A 25,038-nucleotide genomic window follows, 5' to 3' on the forward strand; every position below is an offset into this window, starting at 1 on the left:
CAGCAAGGCGGCTTATAGTCGCCCAACCTTGCGAAACCACGCCCTTCCTCATCTTCCCGCCCTCGACGGGTTGCGCGGGCTGGCGCTGCTCGGGGTGCTCTTCTTCCACGCGAATGGCGCGCTTCCCGGCGGTTACCTCGGCGTCGATCTGTTCTTCGTGCTGTCCGGGTTCCTCATCACGTCGCTGCTCCTGGCGGAGCATCGCGGCACGGGGCGCATCGAGCTGTCGTCGTTCTGGGTACGCCGCGCGAAGCGCCTGATGCCCGCGTTGCTTTCCGTCATGCTTGCCGTGGCGCTTTACAGCCGGTTCTTTGCCAAGCCGGACGAGCTCGCGGGGCTGCGCGCCGAGGGACTCGCGACCCTCGCGTACGTGGCGAACTGGCGCACCATCATGGCGCAAAAGAGCTACTGGGACCTTTTCGTCGCGCCCTCGCCACTCGAGCACACGTGGAGCCTTGCCATCGAGGAGCAGTTTTACGTGCTCTGGCCGCTGCTCGTCGCGCTGTTGCTCCATCGATTCGGTGCGTGGCGAAATCGCGCCGTGCTCGTTGCATCGCTGGCGCTCACCGCGCTTTCCATGGTGACGATGTTCGCGTTGTTCGATCCGGAGCACGTCTCACGCGTGTACCTCGGCACCGACACGCGGGCGGCCGGCATCCTCGCCGGTGCGGCGCTTGCGGCGGTGCTCCCTCCGAATCACGCATTCTCACGGCCGGCGGTGCGCGTGCTCGATGCGCTCGGCCTCGCGTGCATTCTGGGACTGGGCGTCGCCTGGTGCTCGCTCGAAGGGCAAGATCCGTTTCTGTACCGCGGTGGCCTGTGGCTCACCGAGGCCGGCGCGCTGGTGCTCATCGCGTGCGCGACGCAGGAGCGAAGCCTCGTGGCACGCGCGCTGTCGTTTCGGCCGCTGACCCTCGTCGGGACCATCAGCTACGGCGTTTACCTATGGCATTGGCCCATCGACGTGTGGCTCACGCAAGAGCGCCTGCCCGCCGGGCGGTGGCTCCCGCTGCTGCAAATCGCGCTCACGTTCGCCGTGGCCATCGTCTCGTACCGCTTCCTCGAGCAGCCGATTCGCCACGGGCGCTTGCGCCTCGGACGCCCCGTGTTCGTGGTGCCTTCGACCCTCGCGATCATCGTGTTCCTCGTCGTGCGCGCCACCGCCGCACGCGCCTCGTCGATGGAGGCAACGAGGGACTTCGCGCCACCACCTTCGTCAGGCCCCGCGGAGCCGCCGCCCGGCGAGCCGGTGGATTTCCGCGTCATGTTGGTCGGCGACTCCACGGCCAACTCGTTGGGCTGGGGCCTGCGTGGCCTTCACGCGCCGGGCGTCGCCATCGACCTGATGGGCCGCGACGGCTGCACGATGCTCTGGGACACCTGCGACGGGCACCTCTGGGCGCAGCACACCGCATCGATGCGCCCCAACGCGAGCCTCGTCTTCCTCGGCGGCGCATTCTTGCACGGCCTCACCGTGAAAAATCGCTGGCACAAGGCCTGTCATCGCGAATGGAACCACAAGTTCCAGGAGACGCTCACGAGACGCCTCGACGACCTGAAAAGCGAGGACACGCGCGTGTGGGCGGTCACCGTCCCCTATCCTCTCGGCCCTTGGGACCGCGCCGACTTCCGCGCGGAGGTCGACTGCATCAACACGACCATTCGCAAAGCCGTCGCTTCTTCGAACGACGTCGGCATCTTGGACCTCGCCGAATACCTTTGCCCAAAGGGCAGCTGCCAACGCGAACACGACGGCGTGCCCATCCGCCCCGATGGCGCCCACTACTCCGTGGAGGGCGCTGCCGATCTCGCTCGGTGGGTCTTCGAGCGAATACGACCTCGCTGAAAACTCAGGCCAAGCCGTCTTCCAGAAGGCCACGAAACGTCTTGGCAAAGAGGTACGCATCGCCCGGCCATCGCGCCGAGACGTAGCGGCCGTCTTTGACGACGAAGGCCGCGCGATCGTCGGTGGCCGTGCCGCGTTGGCTCAGGGTGCGCGGTCCAAGCACGAATTGCTCGCCGGGCCGTGCGAGGGCGCGTTTGACCTCGTCCTCGACGTATTCGGGATAGGTGCGGTAATAACGCCCCAATTTCCAGAACGTCAGCCAATAGGCACTTCGCTCCATGTATTTCGGCAAGCACGTCGTCTTCGCACCGGCGAGAAGGCTCTTGCCCTGGTGCGTGGCACGCGCCAGCGGCAAAACGCCATGGCAAATGGCCCCCACGGGCCGGTCGAGCTGCCAGAATGCGGCAATCTTCGACTGAAGCAGCTCGCTACCAAGGTATTGCCGCATCCCGGGTGCGTGCCCTCCGGGCAGGAGCAAGCCATCGAAGGCGCGAACTTCGATATCCCGATAGCGCATGGGCGCGGCAAACGACGCATCGTCGCGCTCGAGCTTTTCGTAAAGCAATTTCGCTTCGGAGGAAGCCCCGAGCTGGCCAAAGATCACCCCGCGCAACAAGAGAGGATCCGCCGCCGGGCGGGCGCCGTCCTCGGTGGCAAAGGTCACGGAGTGACCACGCGAGACGAGTTCGTGCCATGGCACCGAAACTTCGGTGACATCGAAATCGCGATCGGGAAGAGGGATGAGAACGCGCATGGCGATCAGGCCGTTTTCGTGGCGGCCACGCTCTGCAGCCCGAGATCCGCAATGGCGATTTCGCGCATACGGAACTTTTGAATCTTGCCCGTCACCGTCATGGGAAACTCGTCGACGAATTTCCAATAGCGAGGAATCTTGAACGTGGCAATCTTGCCCGTACAAAATGCCGTAAGCTCGGCGTGGCCGATGTTCGCACCGGGCTTTCGGCGTACCCAGGCCATGACCTCTTCGCCGTATTTGGCAGAGGGGACGCCGATGACCTGCGCCTCGCTCACGGCGGGGTGCGTATGGAGGAACTCCTCGATTTCGCGCGGATAGACGTTTTCGCCGCCGCGGATGATCATGTCTTTGATGCGGCCGACGATGTTCACGTACCCGTCGTCATCCATGGTGGCCAAATCGCCGGTGTGCATCCAGCCGGTGCGATCGATGGCATTCTTGGTGGCGCCTTCGTCGTTCCAATAACCGATCATGACGCTGTAGCCGCGCGTGCAGAGCTCACCCCGGGTGCCGCGCGGCACGATGGCGCCCGTTTCGGGATCGATGACCTTCACCTCGACGTGCGGATGCACACGCCCCACCGTCCCCACCCGCTTTTCCAGCGGATCGTCGGCCCCCGTCTGCGTGGACACCGGCGACGTCTCCGTCATTCCGTAACAGATGGTCACTTCGCGCATGTTCATGCGCGAAACCACCTTTCGCATGATTTCCACCGGGCACGACGACCCCGCCATGATACCCGTACGCAAGGTCGAGAGATCGAACGAGTCGAAATCCGGAAGATCGAGCTCGCCGATGAACATGGTGGGTACGCCATAGAGCGCCGTGCAGCGCTCGGCCGCCACCGTTTCCAACACGAGGCGCGGCTCGAAGGCCTCGCCCGGGATAACCATGGCCGCACCGTGCGTGGTACAGGCAAGGTTGCCCAGGACCATTCCGAAACAATGATAAAAGGGTACGGGGATGCAGACGCGGTCGTTTTCCGTAAGCCGCAGGCCCTCGCCAATGAAGAAGCCATTGTTGAGGACATTGTGATGGGAAAGCGTGGCCCCTTTGGGAAAGCCGGTCGTGCCGGAGGTGTATTGAATGTTGATCGGGTCGTCGAATTGCAGCAACCGTTCGCGAGCCTCCAGATCGGAGGCGGAAACGTCCTTTCCCATGTCGAGAACGCGATCCCAATCGTCGTCGAGCACCACGGCGATGCGCAAGGTGGGAATGCGGTCGCGCACCTGGGCGAGCATGTCCACGTAGTCGCTTTGGCGAAATCGGCGCGCCAAGAAGAGGACGCTCACGGAAGATTGCGTGAGCGCATATTCGAGCTCCGCCGTTTTGTACGCGGGATTGACATTGACCAAAATGGCCCCTACCCGCGCGGTCGCATATTGGGCAATCACCCATTCGAAGCGGTTCGGCGACCAGATGCCCACGCGGTCCCCCGGTTTGATGCCGAGGGCGATGAGCGATCGTGCGAAGGCGGTGGTCGTGTCCCAGAGTTGGCGATAGGTCGCGCGGTAACCTTGGGAGCGGACGATGAGTGCATCGCGATCGGGTACACGCTCGACGGTGCGCCGGAGGTTTTCGCCGATGGTCTCACCCAGCAAGGGGATGTCGCTCGTGCCATGTGCATACGACGGTCGCGTCATGCGGCAAGGGTAACGCCAAACCTCGTGTGCCTGTGTGATAGAGTGGCGAACGATGAGGCGGTCGGTGTTTCGCGCGTGGGTTTCGGTGGTGGGCGTGTGCGCGTGCTTCGCATACCAGTCCGTATCGCCCGTCTCGAGCGCGTGGGCGCAAACGGGCGAGTCCCTCGCCGCCGGCCGCGCACTCTTCGACGAAGGGATGCAGCTGTTCGAGCGCGGAAAATACGCCGACGCGTGCCCCAAGTTCGAGGCCAGCCTGGCGCGCCTCCCCGGCAACGGCACACGCGGCAAGTTGGCCGAGTGCTACGAGAAAATCGGCCGCACCGCCAGCGCCTGGGCTCTGTACCGCGAGGTCGCCGTGCTCGCCGCGCGCGCAGGCGATGCCACGCGCCAGCAGGTGGCCAGCGATCGCGCCAAGGCCCTCGAGCCGAAGCTGGCGCGCGTCACCGTGAAGGCGACAGCAACCCCCGGGTTGGTCGTGAAACGCAACGGCGAGCCACTCGTGCCAGGGGAACTCGGCTCCGCCATCGCCGTCGACCCCGGCGACATCACCATCGAGGCGAGCGCGCCCGAGCGCAAGCCATGGAGTCATAGGGTAAAAATCGAGCAGGGCGGCTCCTTGCAGGTCGAGATTCCGCCGTTGCCGCCAGTCGAGGCACCGCGCGCCGTCGCGCAGACGGCACCTCCTCCGCCGCGTGAGGAAGAGACGCCGGCCCCGCGCTCGTCGGGCCTTGGGTGGCAACGCACCGCCGGCATCGTTGCAGGGGGAGCGGGACTGGCCACGATGCTCGTCGGCGGGTATTTCGCATTGTCGGCGAAGTCGACCTACGACGATGCATTCAATGGCGATTGCTCGCACGCCGACAACACGTGCACCGCCGCCGGCCAACGCGACACCGAGAGCGCCCACGACAAGGCAACGGTGTCGACCATCCTGGTAGGCACCGGCGCAGCAATCGCCGTCACCGGTGCAGTCCTCTTCTTCACCGCGCCCAAGGCACCATCGAATCACGCCGTTCGTGTGACGCCGTCGGTCGGCCTAGGCCAAGCGGGCCTGGTGGTGTCGGGGCGACTTTAGAGGAGTCACCGGCCCTCAGCGCACACGATTACGTCAAAACGGAAAGCGCCTCGCGAACGACCGCCTCGAGCGGCGGAGGCAGACCGCCCCAACGGGCCTCGATCGTTGCCAGCGCATGGCGCGCCTGCCGTTCTTTGAATCCCATGCTCAGGAGCGCCCGTAGCGCGCTCCCTCGTTCGGGTCCGCGCTGGCGCGGATCCATTTTCTTCTCGGCGCGTTTCCTCTCGATGTGTTCGCGTCCGAAATCGCGTTCGGCCGAGAGAGCATTGTGCCGGCGTTCGACCCGCGCTGTCTTTTCCATCGGAGACACACTCGTGGCTGCAGGCGCGCTTGCATTGGGCATCGCCCGAATCAACGTCGGGGCATCCGGCTGGGGAGAGAGCGCGGCAATCAGCTCCTGCACCTGTCGTTTCGTTTTTCCCTTGGCGGCCTGCAAAAGCACTTCATGATTCTCTTCCGTCAAATGTTCACGCAGCAGAAGCAACGTCGTCGTGAAGCGGTTACACGCCGACACGCTTCATCCTCCGTCATCCCGAGTCGGTGCATACAAAAATCAAAGAGTGAAGAGCACGCAGACTGCAAATCAAGCCGCCGCTCCTCGACCTCTGCCAAATAGGCCAACAACCGCGCCAGAAGCGCACGCCCCTGTCCAACGATGGAATGAATGCCGAGAGCAATTCTTCATTCGAAAGATCGATGAGCTTCATCGCTGCGTTTTACCATCGACATTTTCGCCCCTCGCAGTGGCGCACCGCCGAGCGATCACGCATGCGAAGGCTTTTCTGCGATATCGCGCGCCGGAACGCTCTCTGGCCTGGCCATAAGGAGGACTGCGAGCCCATTTCGAACGCGAGGGGCCCCATCGGTCCGGATGTCCGAAGGAATACGTCAACGCAAATCGTCCCGAGTTTTCGATCCCCCTAACTCCCGTGCTCGAAACGAATTCCACGGTTCAACCGCGCAGCGGCTGCCAATTCCACGCAACCGCCATCCGCCCGCGGCCGAACCACCCCATAGGTGCGGCAATCTCGGAGGCATACAATGTCCAAACGGTTCGTTTCTCGGGATGATGGCTCAGGCGGAATGCACCATGCCTGATAATCCCTATACGCCGCCGCGCGCAAACCCGGTTCACCGGCAGAGCGTGAAGCCCGTCCGCCTCGTCGATCCGCACCTCATCGTCGCCCACACGGTCGTGATGGTGCCAGCCGCGGGAGCTCTTCTGGCCGCGCTGAATTATCATCGCCTTCGCGACGACCTTGCCTTCTGGCGAACGGTTCTTCTCTTCTTCGTCCCGGGCGTAATCCTGGTGTGGCTGCCCACCACCTCATATGGCCCGACCAACGAGGGACTGCGATGGCTGCTCTTTTTAGGCGCCCGCGTGGCCATGGCGTGGATTCTCTATCGCGAGCATCGGCCCATCGTGCAAAAGCACATCGAGGCGGGTGGCCAGAGAGCACGCTGGTACCTCGTGATGCCCGCGGTTCTCTTCCTGTATCTCTTCTCCCTGGCCGTTTGGCAATTCTTCACCCCCGCCAACCGCCCTCCCCACTAGGGGTCAGCCAACTGCGTCTTCAGCGACAGCCTTCCGCTTTGGTCAAAACGACGCAGGGGCCGTTGTTGGCAAATGCGGTGCAAGCATCGGACTTTGCGGCTTTGTAGCAAGCGAGGAGTTCGGATACTTTGACGTTGCACGAGGCGGGGAACGCCTGGGAGAGGCACGCGTCCTTCGAACTTACCTGGAGGAATGCCCCACGTTGAGGCCCCGACGTACAGTCGTACCTGGCTCCTTGCGGAGAATCGATTGCCGCGAGGGTGAGATTGCACATATCGGCTCGCTGCGAATCGGAGAGGGTGCCCAGCGAACAGGCCGTAATATCGCCGTTGCAGCTGCCACCACCGGCCGGGCCAGCACCACCACCGCCCTTGTCATCATCGTCGGACGATGAACAGGCTGCGGTGAAAGCAAGAATTGCGAAAAGAAAGAATACCTTGTTCATGAATCCTCCAAGGAACGGGGGGCTGCTCCGCCAACAAAAAGAAAAAAGGCAGAGCGAACGGTTATTTGTCCGTTGCTACGTAATGTCTGACGACATCTTCCCTGCGAATCGCGTCACCATGCGAGATTGACCTCGAACAACCGGCCGGGGCGCGCCGGTCCATGTTCGATAGCCATTCGCTATTGGCCCCCCCGTCCCCCTCACCAACTCGTATGCAGCGGCATCCCCTCGGTGTATCCGGCCATGCTTTGCAATCCGACAATCACATTGCGATAAAACTCGTCCAACGTTCGCGCCCCGACGTAGGTGCACGCACTCCGTAGACCTGCCACGATCGTATCAATCAAATCTTCCACGCTCGGGCTCTTGGGATCCAAATACATGCGCGACGTGGAAATACCCTCTTCGAACAGCGCCTTGCGCGCGCGGTCGAATGGGGAATCCTTCGATGTTCGCAATTGCACGGCACGACCCGACGCCATGCCGAAGCTCTCTTTGTAAAGCCGGCCGTTGGCGTCGCGCATCGTGTCGCCGGGCGACTCGTAGGTGCCCGCGAACCACGAACCGATCATCACATTCGAAGCGCCCGCCGCCAATGCAAGCGCCACATCGCGCGGGTGGCGCACGCCGCCGTCGGCCCACACGTGTTTGCCCAGACGGCGCGCTTCCGTGGCGCACTCCAGAACGGCGGAAAACTGCGGCCGCCCCACGCCCGTCATCATGCGCGTCGTGCACATGGCGCCGGGCCCGACGCCCACTTTCACGATATCGGCTCCCGCCTCGACCAAATCCGCGACCCCGCGCGCGGTCACCACGTTGCCGGCGACCAGCGGCACCTTCATGCCCCCCACCGCGCGAATCGCCTTTACCGCCGCGGCCATCTTTTCCTGGTGCCCATGCGCCGTGTCGATCACCAGCGCATCGATGCCCGCCGCGAGCAGCGCTTCGGCCTTGCGCACCACATCGCCGTTGATGCCGATGGCCGCGGCCACCCGCAATCGACCCTGTGCATCCATCGCTGGGCTATACAACGTCGCGCGCAAGGCGCCTTTGCGCGTGAGAATCCCTTTCAATTGGCCATTGGCATCGACCACCGGCGCCAACCGGTGCCGCGCGCCCTCCAGCTTGTCGAAGGCCTGCCGCGGCGTCACACCTTCCGACAAGGTCAGAAGATCCCGCGACATGATTTGCCCCAATTGCGTATACCGGTCGATGCCCTGAAAATCGGCCTCGGTCACGATGCCCACCGGACGTCCGCCTTCGACCACCACCGCCGCCTGGTGCGCGCGCTTCGGCAAAAGGCCAATGGCTTTGTCCACCGTATCCGTGGGTGCCAGTGAAATCGGTGTATCATACAACAACGCGCGCGCTTTCACCCACGCGACCACGTCGGACACCACGTTCTCGGGGATGTCCTGCGGAATCACCACGATGCCGCCGCGCCGTGCCACCGTCTCGGCCATGCGGCGCCCGGCCACGGCCGTCATGTTGGCCACCACCAGCGGGATCGTCGTGCCCGTGCCGTCGTTGGTTGCCAAATCCACGTCGAGGCGCGAAGCAACCGTCGAGGGATTGGGGACGATGAAAACGTCGTTGTAGGTCAGATCCTGCGCGGGCTGCTGATCATTGAGAAATTTCACATCCCGGAAGGCTATCAGCTCTTGCCGGCGGCGGCGACGAGCAGCGCAATGGCCTCGGCGATCGAGTCCACCACCGGAACCCCTGCCCGCTCCAAATCCGGGCGCGTCGCAATCCCAGTCGTCAGCAGAATGCTTCGCGCGCCCACGGCGGCCGCGGCCTCGGCATCGTCGCGGATATCACCGATCAGAACGACATCGTCCGCCGCGAGATTCTGGGCCTTCAAATGCTCCGCGAAGCTTGCCGCCTTCGATTGGCCGCTGTCCTCGCCGCGCAGCCCGTCGATGCGGGTGAAATGCGCCTCGATGTCGCGCTCGCGGAGGCACGGGCCGAGCTCGTCGTGGGGCCACATCGAGAGCACGGACTGGGTGCCACCGTGCTCCGTCCAACGCGCCAACGCGTCCGACGCGCCCAGCGACAGCTGGCACGTCGGAAGCCGTTCCTTGTAGGCCTTGTAATAGAGCTGCGCCAGCCGGGGCCATTCGTCGGCGCGGTCGATGGGGCGCCCCAAAAGGCGCGCGTAGCAATCGGTGATGGGGCGAAAGTAGATCTGCCGCCACTCCGAGAGCGTGACGCGTGCCCTTCCGTAGAAGTCGCACACCACGTTCACGCTCTCCACCACGGCGTGGTTGTCGTCGAGCAGAGTCCCGTTCCAGTCCCAAACGATGTGCTTGGCGCGCATGCCTGGCAAGTTTAGGGTCATCAGTACGAGCGGGCGAGCACCACGCGGCGTGCGCTGGGCTTGCCGGAGACGACGCACTTGCCCGACTCGAGCAAGCGATCGGCCCACGCCACACCCGACGGGGGCTCGGCGAGGCAGCGGATGGTCGCTTTGTAGTCCTCTTTGAACTTCGCCTCGGTCTCCGCCGTACCGTCCCAGTGCACCAACGCGAAGCCGCCGCCTTCTTTGTCGAAGAAGCTGCCAAGCGCCCGGTAGTCGTCCACCACGCGCGTGTTCTCGTCGCGGAACTTCGAGGCGCGCTCGAAGAGGCCGCGCTGCTGCTCCTCCAAGATGGCGCGGATCTTCGCCGGCGCCTCCGCGCGCGAAAACGTCTCCTTCTCGCGCGGCGAGCGATCGCGGCGAGCCACCGTGACCACGCCACCGTCGACGTCGCGCGGGCCGATTTCGATGCGCACGGGCACGCCCTTCTTGACCCACTCCCACTGCTTGTCGCCGCCGCGGATGTCGCGCATGTCCACCTCGACCTCGAGCGCGCGTCCCCAAAGGGCCACGTCACGCAGCTCGTTGGCGAAGTTTTGAATGTATTCTACAATCTTCTCTCGACCCTCGTCGCCGCGGAAAACGGGCCAAATGGCCACGTGCGCGGGCGCGAGGCGCGGCGGAACGACCAGACCGTCGTCGTCCGAATGGGTCATGACCAAACCGCCGATGAGGCGTGTGGACGTGCCCCACGAGGTGGTCCAGGCGTACTCGTAGGTCTCTTCCTTCGTCTGGAACTTGATCTCGGAGGCCCGTGAGAAGTTCTGGCCGAGGAAGTGCGACGTGCCGGCCTGCAGGGCTTTTTTGTCCTGCATCATCGCCTCGATGGCCAGCGTGTCGACGGCGCCGGGGAAGCGCTCGCTCGCGGTCTTCGGCCCCTTGAGGACCGGCATGGCCATGTAGTCCTGGGCGAAGGTCGCGTACACGTCGAGCATCTGCTGCGTCTCACGGCGCGCTTCCTCTTCCGTGGCATGGGCCGTGTGGCCCTCCTGCCAGAGGAACTCCGCCGTGCGCAAAAAGAGGCGGGTGCGCAGCTCCCAGCGCACCACGTTCGCCCACTGGTTGATGAGCAGCGGCAGGTCGCGGTAGCTCTGCACCCATTTGGCGAAGACCGCACCGATGATGGTCTCCGACGTGGGCCGCACGATGAGCGGCTCCTCGAGCTTGGCCTCGGGATCGGCAATCAGGCCGCCCTCGGGCCCCTCGATCAAGCGGTGGTGCGTGACCACCGCACATTCTTTGGCGAAGCCGGCCACGTGTTCGGCTTCTTTTTCCAGGTACGACTTGGGGATGAAGAGCGGGAAGTACGCGTTCTTGTGCCCGGTGGCCTTGAACATGCGATCCATCTCGCGCTGGATATTTTCCCAAAGCGCATAGCCCCACGGCTTGATGACCATGCAGCCGCGCACCGGCGACGTCTCGGCCAGATCGGCCGCACGGACGACCTCCTGGTACCACTCGGCATAGTCTTGGGCTCGCGTCGGCGAAATGGCGCTTTTCTCGTTCTTGGCCACGATGCTTCCTCCAGTCCGACCCGTATACCACGACCTGCGACCGCGGCTGTAACTAGCTCCCCCGCCTGCGCCGATCTATTCTGGCGCGGGGTCATTCATGAGCCTTCGCATCTCGCTCGAACGCATCGCAGCTGCCGAAAAGACCATCGCCGCGCACGTCACACGCACGCCGAGCGTCATCAGCGATGGCCTTTCCTCGCACCTCGGACGCCGAACGGCGCTCAAGCTGGAGAACCTCCAGCGCTGCGGCTGTTTCAAAGCGCGCGGCATCGTGAACAAGCTCGCATCGCTCTCCGATGCGGAGCGCTCGAAGGGACTCATCACCGTCAGCGGTGGCAATCATGGCATCGCCATCGCGAGCATCGCCCGCACCATGGGCATCGCCGCAACGGTGGTGATGCCCGAGGCCGCCCCCGCGCGTTCCAAAGCGCGGGTCGAGGCCGATGGCGCCCGGTTGATTCTAGCCGCCGATGCAGCCATCGCCTTCGAGATCGCCGAAGAAAACCGCCGCGCGGGTCTGACGTACATCCACGGCTACGACGATCCCGTGATCATCGAGGGACATGGCACCCTCGGGCTCGAATTCATTCGCGACGTGCCCGAGCTCACCGACGTGTTGGTCAGCATCGGCGGCGGAGGTCTCATCTCCGGTGTCGCCACGGCCATGAAGGCGGTGAATCCGAATCTGCGCATTTGGGGCGTCGAAACCGAGGGCGCGAATTGCATGTCGCGTGCGCTCGCCGAAGGCCGCCCCGTGGGCATCAAGCCTTCGTCGATCGTGACGACCCTGGGCGCCCCCACTGCCACCGAGCGAACGCTGGAGCACGTGAAAGCCTTGGTGGAACACGTGTTCGTCGTGTCCGACGCCGAAGCCGTCGCAGGCGTGCTCGCGCTCGCCGAATGGGCGAAAATCTGGGCGGAACCTGCGGCGGGCTGCCTCGTTCCGGCGGCACGCCAGGTGATCGATCGAGTGGGAACCGAGGGCGTTTTGGGCCTCGTCGTATGCGGTGGCAACGCCACGTTCGACGATGTTCAGCGGTGGAGCCAAGCCTCCATCGGCTCGGTCGAGCGCACGATGCGCATCCCCGCCTCGCGATAGCGCTCGAACGCGGCCTCGGCCTGCGGTGTGAAATCGGCGGCGAATCCGCCCTGGCCATCCGGGACCGTGACGGAGGACATGCAGTCGCCGAGAATGTAGATCTTGCGGGCCAACGCCGGATCGACCCGCTGGATCGCGTCGAGCAAGTCGTCGATGGAGCTCTTCACGCAGTGGCTTGCCGCTTGGCCCGCGATGATCACGCGATCGGCGGCGAGCAGCGTCTTCAGAAAGACCGAGTTGTCCTCGGTGAGCGAACCGCCGTCGTGGCGCGAGAGGACCTCGGGACGCAATACGGAGTAATTCTCGGTTAGCGGGTGGCCGCCTTTGATTTCGCTCCACGACTGCGTGCTGCGTGCAAACGCGTGGAACATGCGCGCCTCCTGCAAGACACCCGCGAGGGCATGGCCCGCGCTGCCCAAAATGCAGTGCGGGGGCCATAGATAGAGACGGTATTTGCCCGCCTTTTCCAGCTCCGCGCAGTAGTGGCGCACCTGTTTGCGGAGCCATGCTTCGTCGCCGCGGCATAGCCATGCGGCAATCTCCGGATTGGGCTTCACCGTCCCCGCATCGATGTCATTCACCGAGATTTCGCGAAACGGCGCGAGCGGCCGTCCCTCGCCATCGATCCAAAACGAGGGAAAGAAGATTTGAAATGCGTAATGCGTATCGAATGTCGCGGTAATCTCCGTGATGGCGCCCAAGTTCCGATAGATGAACTCCGCCGTGCGGCGATTGTCGTCCAGCGCACCACGCCCGCTGCGACCGGCCACGTACAATGAGCCTTCGGGGAAGCAAAAGTCCTTCTGGACGTCGATCAGAAGAAGATGCGTCTTTCGCGCATCGGCCGACGAAGGCGTGATTCCATGCTCGCGCCGCCACGCGGCCGCGGCAGGCAGGAGCCGCGCTTGCTCCGGCTCGTAGGCGTGATGTTCGGCGTTCTTCGGATCGAAGAACGACGGCAATGGCAATGATGGGATGGCGTTCATGCGAAAGCCTGCCTTTGCACCAAGGCTTCACGCTGCATGTGAAGCTTCGTCGCCAGTGCGACGGTTTCCGGCGAGAGGGCGACATCGTACGCGCCGCGCGCGCCCTGGCCCTCGATGTCCGCGGGCTCGCCGGTGAGCTGCACGTAACCTGCAGGCGGGCGCTCGCCGACTTGGCCGATGACGCCGCGCGGTCCGCCGTCTCCACTGCGGCGACGGAACACCACGGGATTGCCGGGGACACTTTCTTTGGCGGCATTGGCGTCGTCGCCGAACTTCATCGTGGGGGACGTGGCCGTTTGGCTCAATTTGTAAACGGCAGCGACGCGGTCGCGCACCAACGAGGTGCCGCTGGTTCGGGCGATGATGTAGCCGCCGTAGCCATAAAACTGCTCGTCCGGGCCCCACCCCACCTCGCGACGCAGCCCTTCGAACTTCTCCGTGAGGGCGGCATCGAATCCGTCCTCGAGGATCTGCACCGAGCGAATACCGCGTTTGCGCGCCTCCTTCGCGGCATATCGATATTGCGCCTCTTTGTCGCCCGAGTCATATCGAATGGAATCGCCGCTCTGGTAACCCTCCTCCATGAGGCTGTAGGCGGCGGGAATGCCCGAGCGAATCGTATCGAACGTGTCGAGCAAGTAGCTTGAACGCCCCGGGCGCCGGTCGCGCATCGCGCGGAACGCGGCTTCGTCCGATCCATAACGCTGCACGTGCTCGTGTCCCATCGTGCCCACGGGAATCATGTCCAGCGCGCGGGCGCCGGCGACATGGCTGGTCCTGCGGATGCCCGCGGCCTTGCAGGCCTCGAGTGCAAGCAAATGTTGCGAAACGCACGTAGCTGCGCGAAGGCCCACTTCGAAAATGCGCGCCGGATCGCCCACGATGCTGGCCAATTGCTCGGCACACGCTTTCACGCGCCGGAAATACGAATCCGAATCCACCGTAATCGAACCAGGGGCCCGCACTCCGACGGAATCGAGCGTGGCAAGCACGATGTTCTTTTGCTCGTCGCACGTGACGGTGGCAATCTCCGTGGCGAGGGCCGCCGGATCGGTCAAGGCGAGGGTGGCAATCTGAATGCGATAATGAAGCTGCAGAACCTGCGGCTCGAGCCACGAGATCAGCGCCGAGGGGCCCGACAAGGAAAAGGCGGGCTCGCGCGGGAGGAACCAGGCGCCTTTGGGCAAAGTACGAATGATGACGCGATCGCGGCGGAGTACGGCGGCTTTGAAGCCGGCCCCCATTTCATACTCGTGGCTGGCGAGGTAGCCATAGTCCTCTTCCGTCGGCGCGGGCATGAGCTTACGCACTTCGGCCTCGGCATCGAAGGGCAGCACGGCGGCCCCGCCTTTGCGGTGCGCGTAGTAGAAGGTCTCCTGACGAAGAGGCCACCCGGCTTCCGCCATGCTGAACTTGTAGCCATCGGTATGAAGAAGAGACATGGGACGCCTCAAATCGCGGATCGTTTGAGAAATCGATAAAGTTCGGCCGGCCTATGATCAACGCCGCTTTGCATTTCGCCCGTGGCGACGAGCTCCCCCGATGACAGCATGCGGCGGCGAAAGGAATCTTTGTTCAACTTTCGACCGAGCACGGTTTCGTGCACGCCCTGGAGCGCGAGCAGGGTAAAGCGCTCCGGCAAGAGCTGGAACCCAATGGGCGAGTAATCGAGCTTGCCGCGAATACGTTTCACCGCGACGGAAAGGATATCCGCGTGGTCGAACGCGAGCGGGAGCGATTCGCCTTGGGCATCGACGAGGTGCACGTCGCCACCGGTCTCGCCATTCCATGGAACGACGACACGCGCCATGGTGACGTGGCGCTTACCGCTTTGCGCCTGGCACGCACGATCGAATCGGCGCGCATCGACGAGCGCAAAGTACCCCACGGAGATGACGCGCATGCGCGGATCGCGATCCGGCTCGCCAAAGGTGCAAAGTTGCTCGACGTAGACGTTCTCGAGCGAGCACTTCGTCCGCAGGACCCGATGGGCAGCGTCCTCGAGCGGCTCGCGAATGCGCACGAACCCACCCGGCATTGCCCAACGCCCTTTGGCCGGCGGCTCGGCCCGCTGAATCACCAGCGTGTACAACTCGCCATCGCGAACGGTGAGCAGCACCACGTCCACGGTGACGGAAGGCCGCTCGAACTCCGCCGGGTCGTACCGCTCCAAAAAGGCGGCCTCCTCAGCTGTTTCGGCGGCGGCGGGCTCCGAGGAGCCCGCTTTTTTGGTACTTCTGTCTGCTCCAGCCGCCATATATGCAAAGAACATATATGCGACCCGAATATAAGTCAAGGTCCCGTGCCCGTGCCCGATCACTCCTCGGGGCGACGGGCAGAGGCACCGGGCACGGGCACGGGCACGGGCACGGGCACGGGCACGGGGGAGAGAGGCTACTTCTTCTTCGTCAATTCCACCTCAAGATCGATCTGAACCTCGTCGCTCACGACGACACCGCCACCCTCGATGGCTTTGTTCCAGGTCATGCCGAAGTCCTTGCGATTGATCTTCGTCGTGGCCTGCGCGGCGCGGCGGATACCGCCCCAGGGATCTTTCACCTCGGGGGTGAGGCCGCTGACGCTGAGGATCACCGAACGGGTGACGCCCTTGATGGTGAGGTTGCCGGTCACGTTGAGGCGATCGCTGCCCACCTTTTCGACCTTGGTCGAATCGAAGACGATCTTCGGGAATTTGCCCACGTCGAGGAAGTCCGGCGACTTGAGATGATCGTCGCGCTTCGCGTTGTCGGTGTTGATCGAGTTTGCCTCGATGTCGATGTGGACGCGCGACTTCGTGATGTCGGCGTCGTCGATGGCCACCGAGCCCGCGAAGCGGGAGAAGGTGCCGCGGGTGGTCGACACCAGCATGTGTTTGACGCCGAAACCGACGCGGCTATGCCCTGCGTCGACGTCCCAATCGGCAGCAAACACGGTGGCGGGGGCGGCGGCAATCAGGAGCACGGCCACGGTCTTCGAAAAGAGTTTTCCAATCTTCACGGCGTCATCCCTCCTAAGTAGGACAATCCGGACCCGAGTCCGGTTTGCGGTCGAGGTTATGCGGACCTGGGTCCGTTTCGTCAAGACCTCGACACGAATTGCCGATTGCCCCATCCTTCCGTTCGATGACGAAGCGCGTCTCGCTGCCGATCCAGGGGCGTTCCGAGCCCATCGCCGAGCGGGCCGATGCTGCGCGAAACCGCGTGCGAATCCTGACCGCGACGCGCAAGCTCCTGGCCAAGCGCCCCATCGAATCGATTTGCATGGAGGACGTCGCGCGCGCGGCCGGCGTGGGCAAGGGCACGGTCTTCCGCCGCTTCGTCGACCGAAGCACCTTGTGCCTGGCGCTGCTCGACGAGAACGAGCGCACGCTGCAAGAGAACGTGCTCGCCGACTTCGGCCTACCCAAGTCGGCAACCGCCCTCGAGCGCCTCAGCGTGTTCCTCGACGCGCTCTTCGCCTTCCACGCGGACAACGCTGTCCTGCTCGCCGAGGCGGAATCGTTTTCGCGAAAGGACCGATTCCAGGCCCCCGTCTATGCGTGGCGGGTGCGCGAACTCGTGCGCCGCATCCAGCGCGCCGCCGACGCGGGGGCCATTCAGCCGGGCAACGTCGGCATCACCGCGGAGCTTATTTTATCCGGCTTGGGCGCGCAACTGCTGCTCCGGCAAATGGAGCTGACCGGCGGACGCGATGCGCTGCACACGCAGGTGCTCGGCGTCTGGCAGCGGCTCTTGAACTGTCAGTAGCCCCAGCCCCAACCCACGCCCCACCCGACGTACGGTCGATGGTGCCAGTGCCGGTAGCCGTAGTAGCCGGGGCCCGAGGAGAAGCCGACCGAGAAGGTGGTGCGCGGGCGGTAGTAGTAATAGTCGCCGCCGTAATAGACGGGGTAACTCCGGTACACGACCTTCGGCGGGGGGGGCGGCGGCGGCTGGTAGCGAGGCGCCTGCGACGGCAACGGAGGCAGCGGGCCGGCTTGTGCGGTGGGCGCCTGATTCGTGGTCGGCGCCGGTGCTTGTACCGGCGGCGGATTGTACGCGACCGGGGGCGGCGGCTCGGTGAAGGGCACGGGCTCGCTCGGCGGGATGGCCATCAGACTCGCACGACCCTGAACGGTGGGCTGCACGGGCTGCTGATACGTCTCGGCGCAGCCCGTCGCCGTCACAAGCAGCGCGAGTGCGGCAACCGTAAGACCAATGGCAGATGCTCGAACCATGATGCCATTCTAAGTGCAAATAGCGCTCCCGCACGTACCGCCTAAATTCTCGCCGATTTCTGCAAGGCAGCGTGAATGCGCGTTCACGTCAGGGCCGTGCCCGGCGTGCACGCACGGCGGGCGCGGCGCAAGGGCTGCCACTCGCCGTAGGTCAGACTGCGCCAGGCCCATTCGAACGGGCCGAAGGCAAAGTGCCGCAGCCACACGGCGCTCAGGACACCTTGGAGCACGTAGAAGAGGACGCCGATCGCGACGGCGATCGCATACCCCATCTGACCGAGCCACCCCAGGCCGTACCCGTAAAAGACGGTGGTGAAGACCATGGTCTGCGTCAGGTAATTCGTGAATGCCATGCGCCCGATGGGTGCGGCATGCGAGAGCCGCTCTCGCCATCGCGCGTGCCCCAAGAGCAAGAGCAGCGCGGCCCCGTAGCCCAGGGCGAAGACCAGCATGGTGATCCCATGCACGAGCGTGCGCGGCCCCACGCTGGAAATCGGCGCGTGCCACGCCAGGTAGAGCGACGCAGCGGAGCCCACGGCGATGCCGCCGCCCGCAATGCGCCAGAGCACCCGCCGGATGGCGACCGAGGCGAGTTTCGAGAAGACGCCCGAGCGCCAAATGAGAATGCCCACGAGCATGTTGCCGAGTTCGCGCGGCCAGACATGGCCGTAAACGCGCACGACGAGGTGCACGAACTCGTGCATCCGGAACCGCAGAATCTCGCCGTAGCTACCCGTTCCATAGACGCGAAGCGCTTCTTCGTAATGGCCCGGAATGCGGCTGTTCAGTGCCTCGCGCAACCATGGCCATGCGCGGAGGAACGGCCCCGCGACGAAACACGCCACCGCGACGCCAATGACGACGCGGGTGCGGGCCCGAAGAAAGGGCAGCGCGAGCATCCCGATGAGCGCATACGACATGAGGATATCGCCGTGCCACAGCAAGAACATGTGGGCCGAGCCAAACGCGAGCAGCACGACGAGGCGCCGCGCCAAAAGCCGCATGGCATGGGGATGCCGCGCGCTCGCCCGCTCGAAAAAGATGGAAAGCCCCACCCCAAATAGAATCGAAAACAGCGTGAAGGCCTTTCCCGACACGAACGCGGTGCCCGCGAAGGCTACGGCGCGATCGAGTGCGCCTCCATGGCTCTCCGGGTGAATGCCCCAATAAGGCACGCGAAAAGCCTCGGCCAGATTCATCGTCAAAACACCGAGCAGCGCCAGCCCTCGAATGACGTCGATTTCGTCGATGCGTAGTCTCTGCGGATTCATCTCGGTGGGCAGTATGGGTTCCCACCAATCATCGAACCAATCGAAAGATCCAAGCCATATACATAGAAATGCTCTATGCCCGCGGAGAACATGGCACTCGGCGGACGATGGTGGTCCATTGGAACGCATGAGCACACGCGAGTCCGTCAAGAGCCAGGTGAGTCCCGAGGAGTGGAAGCAGCGCGTCGATCTTGCCGCCGCGTACCGGCTGGTGGCCCTTTACGGGTGGGACGATCTGGTGTTCACCCACCTCACCGCCCGGGTGCCCGGGCCGGAACACCATTTCCTCATCAACCCGTACGGGATGACCTTCGACGAAATTACCGCATCGTCCTTGGTCAAGATCTCGCTCGACGGCCATAAGGTGATGGACTCCCCTTACGACATCAACCCTGCGGGGTTCACCATCCATAGCTGCATCCATGCGGCGCGCGAAGATGCGCTCTGCGTCATGCATACGCACTCGCTCAACGGTGTGGCCGTGTCCGCGCAGAAGGACGGAGTGCTGCCGATTTCGCAGCAGTCGCTCTTCGTCTTGGCGTCGCTCGCGTATCACGATTACGAGGGCCTCGCGCTGCGCGACGACGAGAAGCCGCGCCTCGTCAGGGACCTGGGCACGAAAAATTTTCTCATGCTCCGCAACCACGGTCTGCTGACGGTCGCCCCCACCGTCGCGGACGCCTTCCTCTTCATGTACGTGTTCGAGGCCGCCTGCATGATCCAAGTGCGCGCCCTCGCCGGCGGCCGGGAATTGATTCCCATTGCGCAGCCCATTCTCGATGGCATCCAGCAAGCCGTCCAGCAGGTGACCCGCGGACTGGGCGGCGGCATCGCGTGGCCTGGTCTACTGCGCAAATTGGATCGTCGAAATCCCGGTTATTCCGATTGACGGAAACCGCGCGCGGTAGTTCCTTTGTCGTAACTCGCATGAAGAATCGAAGCATTGCGTTGGCGGCGTGCGCCTTGATCGCGACAGCGGTAGGCGCCTGCCAATCGAAGACAGTCGCGCCCGCTTCCGTTTACCCGACTTCGTCCAAAGCCATCCTGCCCGGCGCACCGCCCGCCCTGCGGTTGCCCGACTATGCACGGCCGCTTCGGTACGATTTGGACCTGACATTGGATCCCTCCAAAGAGGGATTCTCGGGTGTCATCGGAATCGATCTCAGCGTCAGGGAAGCGACGCAGATCGTATGGCTCAATGCTCGGAATCTGCGCATACGTGAGGCCAAGGCGGTCTTCTCCGGCCAAACGGAAACGGCGCGCGTCATTCCGGGTGGCGACGACTTCGTGGGGTTCGCCTTCGATCGGCCCATCGGACCTGGCGCCGCACGCCTCACGGTGGCGTACGAGGCGCACGTGGACGACAAAGGCCAGACCGGCCTTTACCGCGTCAAAGAGAACACCGGCGATTGGTACCTGTACAGCGAGTTCGAGCCCATCGACGCGAGGCACGCGTTCCCTTGTTTCGACGAGCCATCGTACAAGGTGCCGTGGAAGCTCACGTTCCACGTCAAAAAGGAACACGTGGCGCTCGCCAACGCGAAGGTGCAATCGGAAACACCTGCTCCGGATGGCATGAAGACCGTGGTCTTCGAGGAGAGCAAGCCGCTGCCGAGTTACCTGGTGGCGCTGGTGGTGGGTCCGTTCGACGTGATCGATGCCGGCACGGCGGGCAACCATGGCACGCCGCTGCGTTTCGTGGTGCCCAAAGGCCGCGGCGCCGAAACGCGGTATGCCAAAGAGATTACACCGAAGCTGGTGGGCATTCTGGAAGACTATTTCGATATGCCGTATCCCTACGGCAAACTCGACGTCGCGGTGGTGCCCCGCTACGACGGTACGATGGAGCACCCCGGGCTGGTGGCGGTGGGGCAGCCGCTCACGCTCATCAAGCCGGACGAAGAGACGCCCGCGCGCAAACAGGAATACTGGAACATCGCAGGCCACGAGCTCGGGCACTACTGGTTTGGCGATTACGTCACCCTGGCCTGGTGGGACGACACGTACCTCAACGAGGCGTTCACGACCTGGCTCGATCTGAAGGTCGCACAGGCCGTGGATCCCTCGTCGAACTTCGAATTGGTGAGGTTGCGCGGCCGCTCGCGGGCCATGAGCACGGATTCCCTGGCCAGCAGCAAGCGGGTGCGCCAGCCCATTGCGTCGAACGACGACATGCTCAACGCCTTCGTGGCGGATATCACCTATTTCAAGGGCTCGTCCGTCATTCGCATGTTCGAGAACTTCGTCGGGCGCGAGAAGTTCCAGAAGATGATTCGCCGTTACGTGCGCGAACTCGCCTGGAAGAACGCCACCACGGAGGATTTTCTCTCCGTGTTCGGCGCCGAGGCGGGCCAGGACGTGGCGACGGCGTTCAAGTCGTTCATCGATCAATCCGGGTTGCCAATGGTCACGGCGGAGCCAATTTGCGGAAAGGATAGCCCGCCGCAATTGTTGCTCACCCAATCGCGTTACATGCCGATCGGCTCCACGGCGAATCCCGATCAGCGATGGGACGTACCGGTTTGCGCGAAATATGGAACCAGCAAGGGCACCGAGCGCGTGTGCACCTTGCTGAAGACACCGCGCGCGGCGCTTACTTTGGAGGGTGAGTGCCCGGATTGGGTCATGCCCAACGAGCATGCGACGGGCTATTACCGCACCGGGTACACGGCCGAGGCGCTTTCCAAGCTGGTGAAGAAGGCCTGGCCGCAATTGGATGCCGGAGAGAAGATCGCGCTCATCTCCGACACGGCGGCGCTCACGCATAATGGGATGCTCGGGGTGGACGAGGCGCTCGCGCTCCTTCCCGCCATGCTCAAAGATGCGGACCGGCACACGATCGAGGCATCGTTCGAAATCGTCGACCAAGTGCGGCGCACGGATTTGCGGCCGGAGCAAGCGGCGCAATATGCCAAATACGTCCGCGGGCTCTATGGGGCGAAGGTCAAGGCGCTCGGTTGGGTGCCGCGTTCGGGCGACGATACGGATACACGATTCCTGCGCTCCAGCCTTTTGCAGAAGGTGGGCATGGCCGGGGACGATCCGGCCATCCGCAAGAAGGCACGCGAGCTCGTGTCGAAGTGGTTCACCGATCACAAGGCCATCGACCCCGAGGTGCTCGAGGCCACGATGGTCATCGCCGCCAATGCGGGAGACCGAGACCTGTGGAACCGTCTTCGCCAGGCCGCGCGCGAAACCCACGATCGGAACGATCGCAGCATCCTCGTGCACGCCCTGGGAAGCTTCCGCGATCCTGCCTTGATCAAGGAGTCGCTGGGACTGCTCACCTCGGGCGAGATCGAAGTGCGCGACGGCCACGAGCTACTGGAGAGCGCCTTCTACGAGCGCGGCGCCCGCGACGAAGCCTACACCTTCGTCCGAGAGAACTTCGACAAACTGGCCCCGCACACGCCCGGCCGCGTCGGCGCAATCCTTTTGCGCGCCGCCGCCGTCCACTGCGACAAGCCCCACCACGACGAAAACGTGCGCTTCTTCACCGAGCGCGCCAAACAAATCGAGGGCGGCCCACAAATGCTGGAGAACATTCTCGAAAAAGACTCACTGTGCATCGCCCGACGCGAAAAGAACGACAGCGGCATCGCGGCATTTTTGAAGTCGGTTCGCTGACCTGCAGAAGAAGGAACCGCCAGGACGCCAAAAGAGGCGCCAGGATCGCCAGATGAACCAACAATAAACCCTTATTTGGTTTATTGCCGTTTCCCTCGGCGACCCTGGCGTCTTGGCGGTTTCCTTCTTCCTCTACGAAACTTCGTTGATTACGGAGAGCACTTGGTCGGGCCGGGGGTGGTGCTGAAGTACTTGGTGTAGAGGTCGGGCACCAATTTGAAGTTGCAGGTGTTCACTTTGGCGGGGTCGAGTTTTTCGTTGTTTTTCTCGAGGCGGGTCACGTAGTCGGCGACGAAGTCGCGCACGCCATCGGCGGATTTCCAGACGATGGTCCCCTCTTTGAACATGTCGTAACCGCCGCCACCACCGCCGCGGTAATTGTTGATGGCGATGGTGAACTTTTGCGTCGGCGTCACGTCGTTGCCATTGAATTTCAGACTCGTCACCCGCGCCCCTTCGGGCTTCGTCGCGTCGATGGTGTACTCGATTTTCGAGTAGATATCCCAATTGTAGTCGGGGCCATTCGGCATCGCTTTGCACTGCGCGGGCTGGTCGGGCAGCTTGCTCGCGTCGAGCGTCGTGAAGTAAAGCGCGTCCTTCTCCAAGGCCCTGCGCAGAATGTCGCCCGTGATTTCCATCACGTAGAGCGTATTGTCGTAGACGTAAATGCTGTACGCATCGCGCAGTTTGACGTCGCCCTGGGGGATGCCGCCGTTGTTCGAGAACACCGCGGCGAGCGAAAGGTCGACCTTGTGCCCGTTGGCCTCGGCGGCCTCCTCTTGCACGATGTTGATCAAGTCCGCCAGCGCACTGTCCGTGTAACGCGCCGGGAAACCGTTGGGGAACAAGGCCGCCGACGTCCCAATCTTCGCATCGACGTACGCCAGCGTCGTCTCGTGGTAGCTCTTCGCGGCGGCGGCCACCGTCTCGTCGACCGGCAGATCCTCGGTGACCGGCACCAACGTCGAATCGCGCGAAACGACCTTCCACGCGCCCGACGCCTTGCTCGCGCCAATCGTCACCTTGCCCAGGTGGCTTCCCCACCGATTCGGCTGCGAGAGAATCACGTCGCCGATGAGCATCTTCGGAATCGGCTGGTGCGTGTGCCCCGACAGAATGACGTCGATGCCCGGCACCTGCTGCGCAATTTGCACCGCCAGGTTCTCGTTGGGGAGATTGCCCCGGTCCGTCCACGTCGAATAATCCGTAAGCCACACCGCCGGATCCGTGGCATTGCCGGGCGGCTGCTTGTCCGGCCCACTGTGGAACGAAAGAACGACCACGTCGGCACCCGCCGCGCGCAGCTGCGGTACGTAGACCTTCGCCGTATCGAGCGGATTGTCGAAACGCAGACCGGGAATGTTCTCCGGGCGCTCCCATGTCGTCACCCCCGGCGTGACCATGCCCAAGATGCCGACTTTGACGCCGCACACTTCCTTGATGACGTACGGCTTGAATGCCTCGGAGCCGTCTGTCTTACGCACGTTGGCGCCGAGAACGGGGAAGTTCACCTCGCCGATGAACTTGTTCAACACGCCCAAACCGTAATTGAACTCGTGATTGCCCAGCGCCATGGCATCGTATTTCAAGCTCTCCATGGCCGCGGCCATCGGATGCTTCGGCGCGTTGTCCTTCAGCGCGTAATACGTACCGAGCGGCGTGCCTTGAATGGTGTCGCCGCTGTCGATCAGCAGGCTGCATTCCGTGCGCTCACGCTTCACCAACGTCGCCACTTTGGCCAGGCCCTGCGTCTTCGCATCCTTGGCACTGAAATAATCCCAGGGCATCACATTGGTATGCAGATCCGTCGTCTGCAAAATGGTGAGCGTAACGGACGCGGGAGAAGCATCACCTGCGTTGCCATCGGGCGTGCCGGCATCTGGAAACGAATGCACCAGCGTTTCGTCGCTCGAACAGGCGGGAAGCTGCGTAAAACCTAGGGCGAATGCGAGGCCGAAGCCGAGCCAGTGTTGTTTCGTCATCGATCGCGACTCTTACTGGTATTCCGGCTTGGCGGCCAGCCCGGTAAAGGCGCGAAGGACGATCCCCTCGGCGAGCCGCTCGGGGTCGTCCGTGGGGAGCTGCAACTGCCCGAGTTGCCGCCCGACGATCAGCGATGCAAGGCCATGCACCGCCGACCAGGCGAACAACGCATGCTCGTCCGGCGAGCCCTCGGCGACCATGCCGTCTTTCTGCGATGCGGCAATGCTGCCGCGCAGCAACTCGAACACGCGCGCGGCCGCCTCCGCGAGTGCCGGATAGGCATGGCGCTCGGCCGCCTCGGGCCCGAACATGACGCCGTAGAGCCGCGGGTGCTTCACCGCGAACGATACGTACGCGAGCCCGCTCGCCGCAAAGCGCTCGAGCGCCGTCTCGCCCAGGGCGGCCTGCCGCAAGGCGATGGCCTCGCCGAGTTGCACGAACGCGGCCTCCGCCACCGCAGCCAGGATGGCCGTCCGATCCTCGAAGTGATGGTACACGGCCGCGTGCGTGACCCCGAGCTGCACGGCGACGCTTCGAATGGTCAGCTCGAGCGGACCTTCGTCGTTCACGATCTTCGTCGCCGCCGCCACGATGGCTTCGCGAAGGTTGCCATGATGGTACGCCCCAGCGGCCTTCTTCTTGATGCGCGGCACCCGTAAATT

Annotated in this window: 21 protein-coding genes; 7 read left to right on the top strand and 14 right to left on the bottom strand. The window is 63.7% G+C overall.

Features of this window, described 5'->3' with window-relative positions; all coding sequences use genetic code 11:
• Positions 1 to 28 precede the first annotated feature (28 nt).
• Complete coding sequence (locus LZC95_41835; GenBank protein ID WXA92980.1) at positions 29 to 1,846, top strand: acyltransferase; 1,818 nt, start codon at positions 29 to 31, stop codon at positions 1,844 to 1,846.
• A gap of 4 nt (positions 1,847 to 1,850) precedes the next feature.
• On the opposite strand, the gene LZC95_41840 is transcribed toward LZC95_41835, so the two are convergent.
• Together LZC95_41840 and LZC95_41845 are read right to left on the bottom strand one after the other, a co-directional pair.
• A complete protein-coding gene (locus LZC95_41840) occupies positions 1,851 to 2,600 on the bottom strand; it encodes a type 1 glutamine amidotransferase domain-containing protein (protein WXA92981.1) in 750 nt (249 codons plus the stop codon).
• Between the two features lie 5 nt (positions 2,601 to 2,605).
• On the bottom strand, positions 2,606 to 4,246 hold the full coding sequence (locus LZC95_41845) for an AMP-binding protein (protein WXA92982.1): 1,641 nt from the start codon (positions 4,244 to 4,246) through the stop codon (positions 2,606 to 2,608).
• 52 nt (positions 4,247 to 4,298) lie between these two features.
• Here LZC95_41845 and LZC95_41850 point away from each other — a divergent pair, with 52 nt between their 5' ends.
• Positions 4,299 to 5,321 carry a tetratricopeptide repeat protein gene (locus tag LZC95_41850; protein WXA92983.1) on the top strand — a complete coding sequence of 341 codons (1,023 nt, stop codon included), beginning with the start codon at positions 4,299 to 4,301 and terminating at the stop codon, positions 5,319 to 5,321.
• Positions 5,322 to 5,349: 28 nt separating this feature from the next.
• On the opposite strand, the gene LZC95_41855 is transcribed toward LZC95_41850, so the two are convergent.
• Positions 5,350 to 5,835 (bottom strand): hypothetical protein, encoded by a 486-nt coding sequence (locus tag LZC95_41855; protein ID WXA92984.1) that lies wholly within the window; start codon positions 5,833 to 5,835, stop codon positions 5,350 to 5,352.
• Between the two features lie 576 nt (positions 5,836 to 6,411).
• Here LZC95_41855 and LZC95_41860 point away from each other — a divergent pair.
• Positions 6,412 to 6,876, top strand: coding sequence for a hypothetical protein (locus tag LZC95_41860; protein WXA92985.1), 465 nt, complete (start codon positions 6,412 to 6,414; stop codon positions 6,874 to 6,876).
• A 645-nt stretch (positions 6,877 to 7,521) separates the two neighbouring features.
• Here the strand turns inward: LZC95_41860 and LZC95_41865 are convergent.
• Genes LZC95_41865 through proS form a run of 3 tightly spaced genes read right to left on the bottom strand, consistent with a single transcriptional unit; the run spans position 7,522 to position 11,194 of the window.
• Entirely contained in the window at positions 7,522 to 8,961 is a 1,440-nt protein-coding gene (locus LZC95_41865) for a GuaB1 family IMP dehydrogenase-related protein (GenBank protein WXA92986.1), read from the bottom strand.
• A 14-nt stretch (positions 8,962 to 8,975) separates the two neighbouring features.
• On the bottom strand, positions 8,976 to 9,641 hold the full coding sequence (locus LZC95_41870; GenBank protein WXA92987.1) for an HAD hydrolase-like protein: 666 nt from the start codon (positions 9,639 to 9,641) through the stop codon (positions 8,976 to 8,978).
• A 20-nt stretch (positions 9,642 to 9,661) separates the two neighbouring features.
• A complete protein-coding gene (proS, locus tag LZC95_41875) occupies positions 9,662 to 11,194 on the bottom strand; it encodes a proline--tRNA ligase (GenBank protein ID WXA92988.1) in 1,533 nt (510 codons plus the stop codon).
• A gap of 97 nt (positions 11,195 to 11,291) precedes the next feature.
• On the opposite strand from proS, the gene LZC95_41880 reads away from it, so the two are divergent.
• Entirely contained in the window at positions 11,292 to 12,293 is a 1,002-nt protein-coding gene (locus LZC95_41880; GenBank protein ID WXA92989.1) for a pyridoxal-phosphate dependent enzyme, read from the top strand.
• Here LZC95_41880 and LZC95_41885 read toward each other — a convergent pair.
• The 4 genes from LZC95_41885 to LZC95_41900 all read right to left on the bottom strand — a co-directional run bounded on the left by LZC95_41885 (position 12,227) and on the right by LZC95_41900 (position 16,276).
• Positions 12,227 to 13,279 carry a nicotinamidase gene (locus tag LZC95_41885; GenBank protein WXA92990.1) on the bottom strand — a complete coding sequence of 351 codons (1,053 nt, stop codon included), beginning with the start codon at positions 13,277 to 13,279 and terminating at the stop codon, positions 12,227 to 12,229. The genes LZC95_41880 and LZC95_41885 overlap by 67 nt on opposite strands.
• Positions 13,276 to 14,721: a nicotinate phosphoribosyltransferase gene (locus LZC95_41890; protein WXA92991.1), complete on the bottom strand. Its 1,446-nt coding sequence runs from the start codon at positions 14,719 to 14,721 to the stop codon at positions 13,276 to 13,278. The genes LZC95_41885 and LZC95_41890 overlap by 4 nt, the downstream gene beginning before the upstream one ends.
• 8 nt (positions 14,722 to 14,729) lie before the next feature.
• Positions 14,730 to 15,536 (bottom strand): NUDIX domain-containing protein, encoded by an 807-nt coding sequence (locus LZC95_41895; GenBank protein WXA92992.1) that lies wholly within the window; start codon positions 15,534 to 15,536, stop codon positions 14,730 to 14,732.
• 137 nt (positions 15,537 to 15,673) lie between these two features.
• Entirely contained in the window at positions 15,674 to 16,276 is a 603-nt protein-coding gene (locus LZC95_41900; GenBank protein ID WXA92993.1) for a YceI family protein, read from the bottom strand.
• Between the two features lie 125 nt (positions 16,277 to 16,401).
• On the opposite strand from LZC95_41900, the gene LZC95_41905 reads away from it, so the two are divergent.
• The gene (locus LZC95_41905; GenBank protein ID WXA92994.1) at positions 16,402 to 17,025 is read left to right on the top strand and encodes a TetR/AcrR family transcriptional regulator; all 624 of its coding nucleotides are present in this window, start codon (positions 16,402 to 16,404) and stop codon (positions 17,023 to 17,025) included.
• On the opposite strand, the gene LZC95_41910 is transcribed toward LZC95_41905, so the two are convergent.
• Complete coding sequence (locus LZC95_41910; protein WXA92995.1) at positions 17,019 to 17,495, bottom strand: hypothetical protein; 477 nt, start codon at positions 17,493 to 17,495, stop codon at positions 17,019 to 17,021. The genes LZC95_41905 and LZC95_41910 overlap by 7 nt on opposite strands.
• Positions 17,496 to 17,578: 83 nt before the next feature.
• Positions 17,579 to 18,766, bottom strand: a complete 1,188-nt coding sequence (locus LZC95_41915; GenBank protein WXA92996.1) for a DUF418 domain-containing protein — start codon at positions 18,764 to 18,766, stop codon at positions 17,579 to 17,581.
• A 127-nt stretch (positions 18,767 to 18,893) separates the two neighbouring features.
• On the opposite strand from LZC95_41915, the gene LZC95_41920 reads away from it, so the two are divergent.
• Together LZC95_41920 and LZC95_41925 are read left to right on the top strand one after the other, a co-directional pair.
• Positions 18,894 to 19,655, top strand: a complete 762-nt coding sequence (locus tag LZC95_41920) for a class II aldolase/adducin family protein (GenBank protein WXA92997.1) — start codon at positions 18,894 to 18,896, stop codon at positions 19,653 to 19,655.
• A 38-nt stretch (positions 19,656 to 19,693) separates the two neighbouring features.
• Complete coding sequence (locus tag LZC95_41925; protein ID WXA92998.1) at positions 19,694 to 22,393, top strand: M1 family metallopeptidase; 2,700 nt, start codon at positions 19,694 to 19,696, stop codon at positions 22,391 to 22,393.
• Positions 22,394 to 22,542: 149 nt separating this feature from the next.
• Here the strand turns inward: LZC95_41925 and LZC95_41930 are convergent, their stop codons facing one another.
• Together LZC95_41930 and LZC95_41935 are read right to left on the bottom strand one after the other, a co-directional pair.
• Positions 22,543 to 24,375, bottom strand: coding sequence for a 5'-nucleotidase C-terminal domain-containing protein (locus LZC95_41930; protein WXA92999.1), 1,833 nt, complete (start codon positions 24,373 to 24,375; stop codon positions 22,543 to 22,545).
• Between the two features lie 12 nt (positions 24,376 to 24,387).
• Positions 24,388 to 25,029, bottom strand: coding sequence for a TetR/AcrR family transcriptional regulator (locus LZC95_41935; protein ID WXA93000.1), 642 nt, complete (start codon positions 25,027 to 25,029; stop codon positions 24,388 to 24,390).
• Positions 25,030 to 25,038 lie beyond the last annotated feature (9 nt).

This window comes from Sorangiineae bacterium MSr12523, from assembly GCA_037157775.1.
In the GTDB taxonomy this organism is placed as follows: Bacteria; Myxococcota_A; Polyangia; order Polyangiales; family Polyangiaceae; genus Pendulispora; species Pendulispora brunnea.